13 protein-coding genes are annotated in these 13455 nt (G+C 70.5%); 5 read left to right on the plus strand and 8 right to left on the minus strand.

Annotated features, from left to right (window positions below; genetic code table 11):
• Window positions 1-99 precede the first annotated feature (99 nt).
• Both ABZ824_RS04225 and ABZ824_RS04230 read right to left on the minus strand, forming a co-directional pair.
• Window positions 100-1617 (minus strand): methyltransferase, encoded by a 1518-nt coding sequence (locus ABZ824_RS04225; protein WP_356961562.1) that lies wholly within the window; start codon window positions 1615-1617, stop codon window positions 100-102.
• Window positions 1618-1712: 95 nt separating this feature from the next.
• Window positions 1713-2456 (minus strand): VOC family protein, encoded by a 744-nt coding sequence (locus ABZ824_RS04230; protein WP_355070344.1) that lies wholly within the window; start codon window positions 2454-2456, stop codon window positions 1713-1715.
• A gap of 190 nt (window positions 2457-2646) precedes the next feature.
• On the opposite strand from ABZ824_RS04230, the gene ABZ824_RS04235 reads away from it, so the two are divergent.
• Complete coding sequence (locus ABZ824_RS04235) at window positions 2647-3942, plus strand: MFS transporter (protein WP_355070346.1); 1296 nt, start codon at window positions 2647-2649, stop codon at window positions 3940-3942.
• 19 nt (window positions 3943-3961) lie between these two features.
• Here ABZ824_RS04235 and ABZ824_RS04240 read toward each other — a convergent pair whose 3' ends face one another.
• A complete protein-coding gene (locus ABZ824_RS04240) occupies window positions 3962-4315 on the minus strand; it encodes a DUF3099 domain-containing protein (protein ID WP_355071024.1) in 354 nt (117 codons plus the stop codon).
• Between the two features lie 339 nt (window positions 4316-4654).
• Here ABZ824_RS04240 and ABZ824_RS04245 point away from each other — a divergent pair, with 339 nt between their 5' ends.
• Window positions 4655-4891, plus strand: coding sequence for a DUF3039 domain-containing protein (locus tag ABZ824_RS04245; protein WP_039799212.1), 237 nt, complete (start codon window positions 4655-4657; stop codon window positions 4889-4891).
• Between the two features lie 9 nt (window positions 4892-4900).
• Here ABZ824_RS04245 and ABZ824_RS04250 read toward each other — a convergent pair whose 3' ends face one another.
• Complete coding sequence (locus ABZ824_RS04250) at window positions 4901-6043, minus strand: YihY/virulence factor BrkB family protein (RefSeq protein ID WP_356961564.1); 1143 nt, start codon at window positions 6041-6043, stop codon at window positions 4901-4903.
• Window positions 6044-6271: 228 nt separating this feature from the next.
• On the opposite strand from ABZ824_RS04250, the gene ABZ824_RS04255 reads away from it, so the two are divergent.
• Window positions 6272-7990 carry a DEAD/DEAH box helicase gene (locus tag ABZ824_RS04255; protein WP_355071026.1) on the plus strand — a complete coding sequence of 573 codons (1719 nt, stop codon included), beginning with the start codon at window positions 6272-6274 and terminating at the stop codon, window positions 7988-7990.
• A gap of 6 nt (window positions 7991-7996) precedes the next feature.
• On the opposite strand, the gene ABZ824_RS04260 is transcribed toward ABZ824_RS04255, so the two are convergent.
• Window positions 7997-8599 (minus strand): TetR/AcrR family transcriptional regulator, encoded by a 603-nt coding sequence (locus tag ABZ824_RS04260; RefSeq protein WP_356961566.1) that lies wholly within the window; start codon window positions 8597-8599, stop codon window positions 7997-7999.
• A gap of 104 nt (window positions 8600-8703) precedes the next feature.
• Between ABZ824_RS04260 and ABZ824_RS04265 the strand changes: the two genes are divergently transcribed.
• On the plus strand, window positions 8704-9444 hold the full coding sequence (locus tag ABZ824_RS04265; RefSeq protein ID WP_356961568.1) for an SDR family oxidoreductase: 741 nt from the start codon (window positions 8704-8706) through the stop codon (window positions 9442-9444).
• Between the two features lie 274 nt (window positions 9445-9718).
• Here ABZ824_RS04265 and ABZ824_RS04270 read toward each other — a convergent pair whose 3' ends face one another.
• Both ABZ824_RS04270 and ABZ824_RS04275 read right to left on the minus strand, forming a co-directional pair.
• Complete coding sequence (locus tag ABZ824_RS04270) at window positions 9719-10273, minus strand: hypothetical protein (protein WP_355070351.1); 555 nt, start codon at window positions 10271-10273, stop codon at window positions 9719-9721.
• Entirely contained in the window at window positions 10273-12039 is a 1767-nt protein-coding gene (locus ABZ824_RS04275) for a DEAD/DEAH box helicase (RefSeq protein WP_356961569.1), read from the minus strand. The genes ABZ824_RS04270 and ABZ824_RS04275 overlap by 1 nt, the downstream gene beginning before the upstream one ends.
• 157 nt (window positions 12040-12196) lie before the next feature.
• Here ABZ824_RS04275 and ABZ824_RS04280 point away from each other — a divergent pair, with 157 nt between their 5' ends.
• Entirely contained in the window at window positions 12197-12904 is a 708-nt protein-coding gene (locus tag ABZ824_RS04280; protein ID WP_356962451.1) for a TetR/AcrR family transcriptional regulator C-terminal domain-containing protein, read from the plus strand.
• Window positions 12905-13008: 104 nt separating this feature from the next.
• On the opposite strand, the gene ABZ824_RS04285 is transcribed toward ABZ824_RS04280, so the two are convergent.
• Window positions 13009-13203, minus strand: a complete 195-nt coding sequence (locus ABZ824_RS04285) for a hypothetical protein (protein ID WP_036538000.1) — start codon at window positions 13201-13203, stop codon at window positions 13009-13011.
• Window positions 13204-13455 lie beyond the last annotated feature (252 nt).

The raw sequence follows: 13455 nt of genomic DNA on the forward strand, positions 1-13455 counted from the left end.
GTTTTCGCCCTTCTCGTCTGAGAAGTTCCTGAGAAGCGCCGCAGCGCGGGGACGATCCCCGGCCAGGACCTGCACCGGCCGGCGCGCGGCTGCCGTTTCTCACACGGGCTTGATCAATCCGTGCCGTACCAGGCCGGTGACCACGGACAACGCGTCGGCGGCGAACTCGGTGCCCACCGCATCGGATCCATGGGCGAGCGCCAGCAGTTCGATCAGGTCGTACAACGGCAGGCCGTCGGCGTGCATTCCCGCCAGCAGTGAGATCGTCGCCTCATCCACTTCGTGCTGCCAGCGCGGGCCGTCGCCGCGATGCAGTCGCGCGACCTCCGGCGCCCATCCCTCGGCGTCGTGCAGATACACCCGCTCCAGCGCCGTCGCCCGGTCCACGACGAAACGTGAAGACCAGGCGAGATTTTCGTCGCCGGCGACGGCCCGCAACCAGGCCGAGCGCTCGAAATACCGGAAGGCCTCCTCGCCGAGCGGATCATCGAAGCCGTGGGTGAGGTCCTCGGCGAGCAATTCGGTCGGCCCATCGATGGCGCGCAGGTAGACGAATCCGAACCCGATGCCCGCCACGTCGGCTGCCTTGAAGGCGTCCAGCCAGCGCTCCGCGCGGGCCTGCGTGGCGGGATCGCGCGGGTCCGCGCCCGCGTCGCGCAACCAGGTGCCCACGTACAGGGCTGGGTCGGCCACGTCACGTTGCACCACCCAAGCGTCCACCCCGTGCGCGGGCAACCAGGAGGAGACCCGCCCGCGCCAGTCCTCGTCGTCGACATGGGCCCACGCGGCGAGCATCGCGGCGGTACCGCCGGGCGCCAGCAAGTCGGCGGCCTGCGAGATGACCAACTCGCTCGCGCCGTCCAGTGCGAGGCCGGAATCGCGATAGGTGTGCTCGACACGCCCCGGGCCCACCACGAACGGAGGATTGGCCACGACCTGGTCGAACCGCCTGCCCCGCACCGGGTCGAACCAGGAGCCTTCCACCAGTTCGATGTCCAGCTCGTTGAGCGCGGCGGTGGCCTCGGCCAGCCACAATGCGCGGGGATTGACATCGGTTGCGGTCACGCGCCGCGCGTAGGAGGCGGCGTGCACCGCCTGCACGCCGCACCCGGTGCCGAGGTCGAGCACCGTGCCGACCGGCCGGGTGGGTGTGGCGCGCAGCAGCGAGAGGGAGGCGTGGCCGACGCCGAGGACGTGATCCTCGGTCAGTGTGCGCCTGCGCATCGAGTCGTCGAGGTCGGACAGCACCCACCGAGTGCCCGCGCCCGTGTCGAGCGGCCGCAGGTCGAGCGCCGCACGCACCTCGTCGCCCTCGCGCTCCAGCAGGCCCGCCGCGACCGCGCGATCCATCTCGACCGGCGCCAGCGCCGCGGCCACCTCCCGCTCGGGCAGCGCGTCGCCCAGCAGCAACAGACGGATGAGGGTGCCCAGCTCGCCTGCCGCGCGGGCCGCGCGGCGCACCGGTACCGGCTCCGACCGGCCCAGCGCAGCGTGCGCGTCGCCGAGCACCTCGAGCAGGGTGTCGGCGTCGTAGCCCACCCGGGTGAGCGCGGTCCGCAGATCCGGGCACAGCGCGGCGAGCAGCGATCCGGTGGTCGTCGATCGGTTCGTAGGCACACCGGTACTCTGCCACCGCGACCACCGGGCGCGGATCAGGTGCCCGCTGTGTTCCGCGGCACCGCGCTGCCACCTCGGGCCGCCGCCGGAGTCGGTCAGACCCCGCTGGGGTCGCGTCCGGTGACGCAGTACAACGCGTCGCCGGGATCGCTCAGGACTATCCAGTGTTCGTGACGTTCCACCACGGTCGCACCGAGTGACTCGTGCCACGCGGCGGTGGCGTCGATGTCGGTGGCCGCCAGATCGACGTGCGCGCTGGTGGGGCGGTTCTCGCCGAGGCGCTGCAACAGCAACTGCGCGGGCAGCTGCCGTTCCTCGGAGCGCAACCGGGCGAACTCCGGCCGTCTGCCCGGTTGATGGGTCCAGCCGGTCAGCAGCGTCCAGAAGCGGGTCTCGACCTCGTGATCGTCGGGGCCTATGTCGAGGCACACCTGGTCCAGGCGCGACAGCGCGCCGTCCGGAGCCCGGACGGCGGGCGCGGGCGTGCTGGTGGCGCGGCCGCTGGGAGTCAGGCAGAACGTCTGGCCGCCGGGGGATCGCAGGACGGCGTAGCCGGGATGGTTGGCGACCAGCTCGGCCCCGAGGCCGAGCGCGGTGCGCACGGCGGAGGGGATGTCGTCGACGTCCAGGTCGAGGTGGACGCCGCCGAGGCCGGTCACCGCTTGCATCTTGACGCTCGCCGCAGCGAACAGCGCTGGGTCCGGCAACAGGGTGAGGAACTCGTCGTTCGCGCCGCGCCGAGGGGAGAGCTCGGTGCCGGTGACCGTGGACCAGAACTTCGCGCAGTCGTCGAAACGCTGCGCCGGGCGGTCCAGGAAGACCCAGATCCACCGAATCATGTGCACTCCTGTCTTGTCGCCCGCAACAAACCGTGGCCGGTGATCGTGGTGCGCGAGGCCTCATGCGACCCTAGGGACGCGTGCCCGCCTTGTCGAGAAAATACCGGCGCCGCCACATTTGGCAGGAATTCAATGTTATGTGGCATTTCAGCCACTCGTTGCGTGAGCATGGTTCGGGCAGGCTCATCGGGTGACCGAACTGCAGACGCCGACTCCCGTTTCCCTGGCTACCGCGCCGCGCCGGCGCTTGCACCCGGCGTGGCCGGTCGCAGGCGTGGGCTTCATCGCCCTGCTGGGCGCGGCCGCGTTCCGCTCCGTGCCCAGCGTGCTGATGGACCCGTTGCACGAGGAGTTCGGCTGGTCGCACGGCACCATCGGGACGGCCGTTTCACTGAATCTGCTGCTATACGGCTTGATCTCGCCGTTCGCCGCCGCGCTGATGGATCGCTTCGGCATCCGCAGGGTGGTCGCCTGCGCGCTGCTGCTGGTCGCCGCGGGCAGCGGGTTGACGGTCTTCATGTCCCGGCCGTGGCACCTCGTGCTGACCTGGGGCCTGCTGGTCGGTGTCGGCGTCGGGTCGATGTCCATGCCGTTCGTCGCCACGATCACCGGCCGGTGGTTCGTGCGGCAGCGCGGTCTGGTCACCGGCGTGCTCACCGCCGCGGGCGCGACCGGACAGTTGGTCTTCCTGCCGTTGGTGTCGGCGCTGGCGCACGCCCACGGCTGGCGGCTGCCGTCGCTGATCGTCGCGGGCGCGGCGCTGGCCGTGGCGCCGTTGGTGGTGCTGTTCATCCGGGACTATCCGAGCGACCTCGGCGTGCGAGCCTACGGCGCCGAGCCGGACAGCACGGCGGGCCTGCGCGTACCCGCCGCGGGCGGCGCGTCGCGCGCGCTCACGGTGCTCGGGACGATCGCGCGGCGTCCCGGGTTCTGGCTGCTCGCAGGCGGTTTCGCGGTGTGCGGCGCGTCCACCAACGGGCTGGTCGGCACCCATTTCGTCAGTGCCGCGCACGATCACGGCATGCCGCCGACCGCCGCGGCGAGCCTGCTGGCCGTCGTCGGCGTCTTCGACGTGGCGGGCACCATCGCCTCGGGCTGGCTGACCGACCGGATCGATCCGCGCTACCTGCTGATCGGCTACTACACGCTGCGCGGTCTGTCGTTGCTGATCCTGCCCGCGCTGCTGGGTCCGGACACGCAGCCGAGCCTGTGGGTGTTCATCGTCTTCTACGGCCTGGACTGGGTGGCCACGGTGCCGCCGACCGTCGTGCTGTGCCGCGAACTGTTCGGCGCCGACGGCCCCGTCGCGTTCGGCTGGGTGTTCGCCTCGCACCAGATCGGCTCGGCGGTGGCGGCCACCGGCGCGGGCGTGATCCGTGACCTGCAAGGCAGCTACGACCTCGCCTGGTACCTGGCGGGCGCTCTGTGCGGCGCCGCCGCCGTGATGTCGGCCGTCGTCCGCAGGCCTCCGGCAGCGGCGCGGTGAGCCGGTCTTCCTGGCGGACTCAGCCGTCGATGGCGTTGTGCGGACGCGACTCGATGGCCGTGCGCGGACGGTCCCACCTGCTGGGCTCGTCTTTGCGGCGTGGCGGGCGATCGTTGGCGATCAGCACCGCGATCCAGGGCAGCGGAATCGACGCGACGATGATCAGGATGGACAGCAGCGGGTTGCCGAACGCGCTGTAGGCGATCGCGGCGAGGACCAGGCACGGGATGCGGAACGCCATGATGATCGTGTACCTGCGCACCCGGGCCCGGTGCTGATCGTCCAGCGAGGGCGCCGCCTCGGTGATCAACGCGGGGTGCTTGTCGTCGGTGCCTGGGAAGTATCCGGAGGAACGGCGGGGCTGCGTCGGCATCGTCACGTCGGGGTGCTCTTCGCGGTCGCGGCCGTCGGCGGATGGGGAATCGCCGTTCTGCTGCATACCCCGAGTCTTCCACTCGTGGTCCTTCCGCGCACATACGGAGGTGGGGTCGGGTCTGGTCGGTGGTGGCCGGTGATGCGATACGGAGGTGGGGTCGGGTCTGCTCGGTGGTGGCCGGTGATGCGATACCGAGGTGGGGTCAGGTCTGCTCGGTGGTGGCCGGTGATGCGATACCGAGGTGGGGTCGGGCCTGCTCGGCGGTGGCCGGTGATGCGACACCGAGGTGAGACCGTGGTCAGCGGGGTTGTCGCGCGATGCGGCATCATGGAGTGCGTGAGCACCGACACCATGGTTCGCCCGGATACGACGACCGACGAGACGACGGGCGACGACACCCCGAAGTTCTTCCACTACGTGAAGAAGGACAAGATCGCCGAGAGCGCCGTGCTCGGCACCCACGTGGTCGCGCTGTGCGGAGAGGTCTTCCCGGTGACCCGCTCGCCCAAGCCGGGCTCTCCGGTGTGCCCGGAGTGCAAGAAGGTCTACGACGGCCTACGCAAGGGCGACTGAGGCGACGATCTACTCGCCGGACGAGGACCGCGCCGCGCGCAGATCGAGCACGGCGCGCAGGTCGTCGGAGCCCGCGTCGTCCGGACCCGCCGCGGCCTCGTCGGGATCCGTCGTGTCCGCGTCGGTTCCGCTCTCGCCGCGCACCTGATTGGCGATCCACTCCTTGACCTGCTCCATGCGCGTCGCGCGGGCGGGCCAGAACTCCTGCACCGCCGCGTTGAACTCCGCGCCCAGGATCACCGCGAAGCCCAGGAAGAACGTGAACAGCAGGAACGCGATCGGCGTCGCCAGTGCGCCGTAGGTGACGCCGGTGCGGCTGACCCACGACAGGTAGCGGCGCAGCACTTCGCTGGCCGCCATGAAGAACACGCCGGCCACCAGCGCCCCGCCGAAGAGCCGGTGCCAGGGCAACGAGGTGTGCAGTGCCAGCTTGTAGAGGGTGGTGAGCCCGACGATCAGCAGCAGGCCGACGCCCGGGTAATAGAAGAAGTCCAGCAGTTGCAGTCCGGTGGCCCGCCACGCGGTGGGCAGCACCCGCCCGATCAGCGTCGGCCCCAGCGCCACCAGCGGCAGGATGAACACTGACGCCGCCAGGAACAGCAGGTACAGCAACAGCGCGAAGATGCGCTGCCACACCGGGTGCCGCGCGTCCTGCTGGTCGTGGGCCTCCACGATCGAGTCGACGAAGGTCGCCATCGCCGACGATCCGGCCCACAGCGACAGCACGAAGCCCACCGACACCACCGCTCCGCGCCCGCGCCCGAGGACGTCCTGCACCGTGGGCTCGATGAGATCGGACACCACGTTGGCGCTGAACAGCTCCCGGCTGAACGCGATGATCTTGGACTCGACGATCTGCACCGTGTCCGGGCCGAACCATCCGCCGACGTAACCGAGGCTGCCGAGCAGGCCGAGCAACAGCGGCGCCAGCGAGAGCGTCTGCCAGAACGCGGCCGCGGCCGATTTGGCGAAGATGGAATCCGTCCACGCCTTCGCCGCCACCCGCAGGATCAGCGCGGCGGCCCGTCTGCCCAACACCGCTGTGCGCGCGCTCGCGCGGTCGGCCCAAGTGGGAGGGCGCACAGCGGCGGCGCGGGTCGACGGTGTGTCGGTCCGCGGCGGATCCCCCGGAATGGCGTGCTGCTCGGTCATCGTGCTTACAGCATCGCGCACTTCGGCGATCCGCATCGGAGTGTGCGCGCGACGTGTCGGTGGGCATCGGGTGAACTCCCAGCGTCCTGGCTGGTGGCTGTGTGATGCCCGTCGCGCCCACCGCGTCGGTTTGGCGACACGCCGTGCCGGGCCGCTAGGGTCGTCTGCGTGACTGGGTCGGGTGGCGCCGCTGTGGCGGGAGAGGCAGAGACGCCGGGCGATTCGAAAGTGATCGGCCCCGCCGTCAGCGGCGGTTCCCTCCGCGCCTGGCAGCGACGTGCGCTGACGAAGTACCTGGCCACCAAACCACGGGACTTCCTCGCCGTGGCCACCCCGGGCGCGGGCAAGACCACCTTCGCGCTGCGCGTGGCCGCCGAACTGCTGGCCGACCGCACTGTGGACCAGATCACCGTGGTGGCGCCCACCGAACATCTGAAGCACCAGTGGGCACAGTCGGCGGCGCGCTCCGGGATCGCGCTGGACTCGCGGTTCTCCAACTCCACCGGTGGCACCTCGGGTGACTATCACGGTGTCGTGGTCACGTACGCGCAGGTCGCCGCGCATCCCTCGCGCCACCGCGTGCGCACCGAGAATCGCAGGACGCTGGTCGTTCTCGACGAGATCCATCACGCGGGAGACGCCAAGAGCTGGGGTGACGCGACCGCTGAGGCGTTCGGCGACGCGACTCGCCGCCTCGCCCTGACCGGTACCCCGTTCCGCAGCGACGACAGCCAGATCCCTTTCGTCGTCTACGAACCCGACGAGTCCGGTTTCCCGAAGTCCCGCGCCGACCACACCTACGGCTACGCCGAGGCGCTCGCCGACGGCGTGGTGCGGCCGGTGGTCTTCCTGGCCTACTCCGGCGAAGCGCACTGGCGCGACAGCGCGGGCGAGGAGTATTCCGCCCGCCTCGGCGAGCCGCTGAACGCCGAGCAGACCGCCCGTGCCTGGCGGACCGCGCTCGACCCGGCCGGCGACTGGATCTCCGCCGTGCTGCGCGCCGCCGACATCCGGCTGCGCCAGAAGCGCGCCTCCGGCATGCCCGACGCGGGCGGTCTGGTGATCGCCACCGACCAGGACCGTGCCCGCGACTACGCCGAACTGCTGGAACACATCTCGGGTGAGAAGCCGGCGCTGGTGCTGTCCGACGACCCGGCCTCCTCCAACCGCATCGCCGAATTCAGCAACAGCACCCAGCCCTGGATGGTCGCGGTCCGCATGGTGTCCGAGGGCGTCGACGTGCCGCGCCTCGCCGTCGGGGTGTACGCGACCAGCGCCTCCACCCCGTTGTATTTCGCGCAGGCGATCGGGCGTTTCGTGCGTGCCCGTAAGTCCGGCGAGACCGCGACGGTGTTCCTGCCGTCGGTACCGGTGCTGCTGGATCTGGCCGCGCAACTGGAGTTGCAGCGCGACCACGTCATCGGCAAGCCGCACCGGGAGAAGAACGGCTTGGACGACGACTTGCTGATCGAGGCGAACAAGCAGCAGGACGAACCGGGCGAGCAGGAGAAGTCCTTCGTCGCGCTGGCCGCCGACGCCGAGCTCGACCAGGTGATCTACGACGGATCCTCCTTCGGTACCGCGACCTTCGCCGGAAGCGACGAGGAAGCCGACTACCTCGGGATTCCGGGCCTGCTCGACGCCGAGCAGATGCGCGCGCTGTTGCGTGAGCGGCAGGCCAGACAGGTCGCGGATCGGAGCCTGTCCGCGCCCGTCCCCGATCCCGGTCCACAGGTGGCGGGCGCCGCGGAGCGGGTCGCCACCGCCGATCGGCTCGGCGAGCTGCGGCGCGAACTCAACAGCCTGGTGGCGATGCATCACCATCGCACCGGGAAGCCGCACGGCGTGATCCACGGCGAGCTGCGCCGGGAGTGCGGCGGGCCGCCGACCGCGCTGGCCACCGCCGAACAACTCGGTGAGCGCATCGCGGCGCTGCGCCGGAAGTAGCCCGCGTCAGTCGGCCGGGGCGGGCCAGGCGGCCATGGCGCAGTCGATGGACGCGGTGAGTTCCGGCAGCGCCGCGCCGTCCCGTGCCTGGATGGACAACCCGTAGAGGACCGTCGTGTAGAAAGCGGCGAGCGCCGCGCTGTCGGTACCGGGCGGCAGATCGCCCTCGGCGACGCCGCGCTCGAGTCGTCGCCGGATGTCTTCGGTCGTCGCGCGGCGCTTGTCGATCAGGAAATCGCGGATGCCGGTGTTTCTCGTGGTGTAGGTGGAGCCCGCGAGCACGACCATGCACCCGTGCGGCTTGTTCTCCTCGGTGTAGGCCACCGCGTTGTCCCGCAGCATCGCCTCGATGGCCGCCCGCGCGGTGGGTTCCTCGCGCAGCGCACGGGCGGTGTAGCCGCCGTCGGTGTGCCCGTAGAGGTCGACGGCCGCGCGGAACAGCGCCTCCTTGCCGCCGAACGCGGCGTACAGGCTGGGTGAGTTGATCCCCATCGCGGCGGTGAGGTCGTTCATCGACGCGCCCTCGTAGCCGTGCTCCCAGAACACTTCCATGGCGCGGCGCAAGGCCTCGGCGCGATCGAAGGCGCGTGGTCGTCCCCGTTCTGCCATGCCGAACCTTTCTGTGTCGATCGTTAAATATACCCCTTGACACCGTGGCGGCGGATGCGCTTGGCTATTTATGTATTGATCGACACAAAATAGGAGGAGTACCGATGCCGGACCTGACGGGCAAGGTCGCGCTGGTCACCGGGGGCAGCCGCGGGATAGGGGCGGCGATCGTGCGCCGCCTCGCCGCGGCGGGCGCGGACGTGGCGCTGACCTACCAGCACGCCGAGGGGCAGGCGAAGACGGTGGTCGGCGAGGTCGAGGCGCTCGGGCGGCGAGCCGTCGCCATCCAGGCCGACAGCGCCGACGCCACCGCCGTGCGCACGGCGGTGGACCGCGCGGCGTCCGAACTCGGCGGGCTGGACATCCTGGTCAACAACGCGGGGATCTTCCCGGCGAAGCCGTTCGAGGAGTTCACCGTCGCGGAGATCGACAACGCGCTCGGTGTGCACGCGCGCGCCGCGTTCGTCGGCGCGCAGGCCGCGGTCGCGCACATGACCGACGGCGGGCGGATCATCAGCATCGGGACCAACCTGACCGATCACGCGCCGTTCGACGGGGTGACGCTCTACAACCTCAGCAAGTCCGCCCTCAACGGCTTCACCAAGGCGCTGGCGCGCGAACTGGGCCCGCGCGCGATCACGGTGAACCTCGTCCAGCCCGGCTCCACCGACACCGACATGAATCCGGGCGACGGAGCGCATGCGGGCAGGCAGCGCGACCTGACCGCGCTCGGGCGCTTCGGCGCCGCCGACGATGTGGCGGCGACGGTGGCCTTCCTGGCCGGGCCGTCCGGTCGCAGCGTGACCGGTGCGTTCCTCACCGTGGACAGCGGTACCAACGCCTGATCGACCCGGCGAAATGCCGCCGTTGCGGGACCACGACCGCCCGCTGGAACGCCGCGACGTACGTGCTCGGCGTCGCAGGACCGATCGGCTCGCGACCCGCGCGAGCGGCATGCCCGTGGCAGAGCAGCGGCAATGATGCGGCCGGGATCCGCGTACGCCACCCGTCAACGACGCGAACTATCGAGATCGCCTCCGGCGCAGTAATTCCCCGCTTCCGGGGCCAGACGGCGTGGGTACGATCGGTGGCCGGGATACTCCGAGATGGTTCGGCAGTTCAGCGCGGCGTCGTGGTGAAGAATCGCCGAGAGTCCAGTGCACTGATCGGCGTCCACCGCGTCGCCGGTGCGGACTCGTCCGAGTCCTGCGGCGCGGCGGCGAAATAACCAAGGATCGCCAAGCCCAGTCGCGGATCCTCGTCGACTCGCCGCGCCATCTCGTAGAAGACGGCCAGAAGGTGCACGCATCGTGTCTTGCGCGCGGTGCACGAGCAGTCGGTACCCGCGAGGACGGGTGCGAGGGAAATCCCGGCCGCGCTGATGGCGCGGTGCACATCGTCGGTCGGTACGGGCGGGTCCGGCACGAATCCGGCGATCGCGGTAACGGCGGTCCGGGACATGGGGGCCACCTCCACCTGCGTCACCGACGCCTGACCGCCCCGGTGGATGGTGGCCCGCACGACCTGTCCTTCGACGGTGGCCCGCACGCCGTTGTTGCGCGCGATGCTGCGCGCGCGGGGCAGCAGTGGGTCCGGCCGGGTCTGGCGCAGCGGCTCGGCCAGCCGGACCCAGTCCATGCCCCACGCGGTGTAGCCGAACTCGTTGTCCGCCATCAGTTCTCCCTCTTGCGGCGCAGTATCTCGATCAGCTGGGCGTCGTCCAGTGCGGCCAGCGCCGCGATACCCGCAGCGTCGCCGAGGTCGCGCAGCGCCGCCTTGCGGTCGTGCATGCCCGCGATGTGCTCCTCCACGGTGGTGGTGGAGGTGAGCGTGGTGACGGTGACCGTACGGGTCTGGCCGATCCGGTGTACCCGGTCGGAGGCCTGCGCCTCCACCGCCGGGTTCCACCAGCGATCGAAGTGGACGACGTCGGCGGCGCGGGTCAGCGTGAGCCCGGTGCCCGCCGCGCGCAGGCTGAGCACCAGCACCGGTGGCCCGTCCTCGGCCTGGAACCGGGTGACGATCTCGGCGCGCTCGGCCTGTGAGAGGCCGCCGTGGAAGAACGGCGCATCCACGCCGAACTGCTCGGCGAGATGCCGTACCAGCAGGTCACCGGTCTGCCGGTACTGCGTGAAAATCAACGTCGGACTGCCGGTTTCGAGATTGGCGGCGACGATGTCGGTGCACAGGTCGAGCTTCCCGGACCGGCCGGCGAGCTCGTCGAGTTCGCCGGTGATCAGGCCGGGATGGTTGCACACCTGCTTCAGGGCGGTCAGCGCCGCGAGCACGCGGCCGTGGCGCTCGATGCCCGCGCCGAATCCGTCGTCCACGGCCTTGTCGAGCAGTTGGTCGTACAGCTGTTCCTGTTCGGCGGTGAGGTCGCAGAGCAGGTCGCTGTGGATCTTCGCGGGCAGGGCGGCGGCGACCTGACGCTTCGTGCGGGCCAGCACCACCGGTTCGATGGTGTCGCGCAACCGTGCCGCGGCGGCGGCCGAACCCTCGTGGATGGGCCGCACGAAGCGCCGCCGGAACTGCGTCCGGTGCCCGAACAATGGGGGTGCCACCAGGTGCAGCAGGGCCCACAACTCATCGAGATGGTTCTCCACCGGCGTGCCGGTGAGTGCGACCGTGGCGGCCGCGTCGATCGCGCGCGCCGCCTTCGCGACCTGGGTGCGGGGATTCTTCAGCGCCTGCGCCTCGTCGAAGACGGCCGTCGCCCACCTCCGCTGCGCCAGCAGCTGCCCATGTAACCGCAGCGTCGGGTAACCGGCAACCACGATCGTCGCGGCGTCGGGATCGACGGCGCCGCCTCGCCACACGACCACGCGCAGCCCGGGCGCGAACCGGCCGATCTCGTGCGCCCAGTTGCCGACCAGCGAGGTCGGGCACACCACCAATTGCGGACCGGCCTCGGCCCGGTCGAGCAGGAAGCCGATGGTCTGCACGGTCTTGCCCAGCCCCATCTCGTCGGCGAGCACCGCGCCGCCGTGCGCGGCCACCGTTTCGCGCAGCCAGCCGACCCCGCGGGCCTGGTAGGGGCGCAGCCGGGCTTTCAGGGTGGCCCGCAGATCCGCCGTGACCGCCTCGGTGTCGCGCAGGACGGCCAATGCTCGTCGCGCGGAGACGATTGCCGTGCGGGACGCGTCCGGCACGGCGTGCGCGGCGATGGGCAGGGCATCGGCGTCCGGGCCGGGCGGCTCACCGGCGGGGTCGGCGAGCGCGGAACGCACCACCTGTTGCCAGACCAGCACCGACTCACCCGGGTGCTCCAGGCTCGAGTCCGCGAACGTCTCGGGATCCACCAAGGCGGCATCGACGTCGATGACCTCGAGGGCTCCGTCCGCGCCGATGGGGACGGCCAGCGCGAGGGTCTCGCGGTCACCTGGACCGGTCGGGGCCGGACCGGTGGCGTGTCCGAGCCAGGTCCAGAGCGCGAACATGTGCCGATCCGGTAGATAAGTGGCGTGTGTGCTTGGCAGAGCGCACCCCTTGAATCAACGTATGGTGTACGGAGTAACCTGACAACGGACACCGTAACGGATCGGTTCCGAGGAGCCAGTGAGCGAAGACGTCACATCCGACGAGGCCAGGCGGCTGATGAGCTTGCTGTGGCGGCACGAACTACCGTCGCGTCCGACGGGGCGCGGTCCGAAGCAGGCGGTCAGCGTGGACGCGGTGGTCGCCGCGGCGGTCGCGCTCGCCGACCGGCAGGGCTATGACAAGGTCTCCATCCGCACGGTCGCCGCCGAACTGGGGCTGCGGCCGATGAGCCTCTACACGTACGTACCGAGCAAAGACGCACTGACGGTGCTCATGGTCGACGCGGTGGCCGAGGAAGCCGCGCCGGTTCCCGCCGATCTGCCGCCGCGTGAGCGCCTCGCCGCGGTGGCCCGCCAGGTGCGCGCGGAACTCCTCGCGCACCCCTGGCTGCTCGAGGTGTCGCCGTGGCGGCTCGTGCTCGGGCCGGGACGGATGCGTCGCTACGAGCGGCAGCTCGCCGCGATCGACGGGCTCGGCCTGCCGGACGTGGCGATGGACCGGGCCATCGCCGTGCTGTCGGAGTTCGCCACCGGAAACGCGCGCATGGCGGTGGCCGCGGCCCGCGAGACCGCGCGAATGAGCGACGCGCAGTGGTGGGAAGTGCACGGTCCGCTGCTGAGCGAGGTCATGCCGCCGAGCCGGTTCCCGCTCGCCGCACGTGTCGGGGCGGCGGTGGGTGAGCTGTACCAGGCGCCGGCCGACCCGGACGGCGCGTTCGAATACGGCCTGGCCAGGCTGCTGGACGGCATCCTCGGCGCGGACTGAGCGCCGCCGGACACACCGACAGCGGGCGACCTGTGGGTCGCCCGCTGCCGGTGGAAACGGTGTTCTGTTGTTCGATGCTGTTGTGTCAGGACGCGAGGAGCAGGTCAGAGCGCGGGAGCGGACTCCGTGTCGATCACGGCGTCCAGCTCACGCAGCCGATCCATGTGTTCGTTCGCGTGGTGCTGGCAGAAGAGCAACTCTCCACCTGCGGGCAGTACGGCGCGCACACGGGCCGCCGCCCCGCAGCGGTCGCAACGATCGACCGCGGTCAGTGGGGTGCTTGTCAGGGTTCCTGGCATGACTCCTCCGTCCTGGCTCCCGGTCCCGACGACCGTTCACCTGGTGTGGGGCCCGTGGTCACTCACCACGAGCTCGCTACCGCTACTTCCCAGCAGGGGTATGACTACTCTGTCAGACGTTCGGGACGGGGGACTTTGTTCCCGCGGATGAAGCAGTGTGTTTTCGATAACACGACCAGGGATTTCGCTACGGGCGAACGCCGCTGGTCCTGTCGTAGATGTGCACTGCGTCACACTCTCGATCGGCCGATC

This window comes from Nocardia sp. NPDC047038, assembly GCF_040644075.1.
GTDB classification, from domain to species: Bacteria; Actinomycetota; Actinomycetes; order Mycobacteriales; family Mycobacteriaceae; genus Nocardia; species Nocardia sichangensis.

Bases quoted from the DNA above. Each gene is read 5' to 3' on its own strand.
- ABZ824_RS04270 (WP_355070351.1), bottom strand. From the start codon at position 10,273: ATGGCGGACAACGAGTTCGGCTACACCGCGTGGGGCATGGACTGGGTC.
- ABZ824_RS04285 (WP_036538000.1), bottom strand. From the start codon at position 13,203: ATGCCAGGAACCCTGACAAGCACCCCACTGACCGCGGTCGATCGTTGC.
- ABZ824_RS04260 (WP_356961566.1), bottom strand. From the start codon at position 8,599: ATGGCAGAACGGGGACGACCACGCGCCTTCGATCGCGCCGAGGCCTTG.
- ABZ824_RS04230 (WP_355070344.1), bottom strand. From the start codon at position 2,456: ATGATTCGGTGGATCTGGGTCTTCCTGGACCGCCCGGCGCAGCGTTTC.
- ABZ824_RS04280 (WP_356962451.1), top strand. From the start codon at position 12,197: ATGAGCTTGCTGTGGCGGCACGAACTACCGTCGCGTCCGACGGGGCGC.
- ABZ824_RS04240 (WP_355071024.1), bottom strand. From the start codon at position 4,315: ATGCCGACGCAGCCCCGCCGTTCCTCCGGATACTTCCCAGGCACCGAC.
- ABZ824_RS04265 (WP_356961568.1), top strand. From the start codon at position 8,704: ATGCCGGACCTGACGGGCAAGGTCGCGCTGGTCACCGGGGGCAGCCGC.
- ABZ824_RS04275 (WP_356961569.1), bottom strand. From the start codon at position 12,039: ATGTTCGCGCTCTGGACCTGGCTCGGACACGCCACCGGTCCGGCCCCG.
- ABZ824_RS04250 (WP_356961564.1), bottom strand. From the start codon at position 6,043: ATGACCGAGCAGCACGCCATTCCGGGGGATCCGCCGCGGACCGACACA.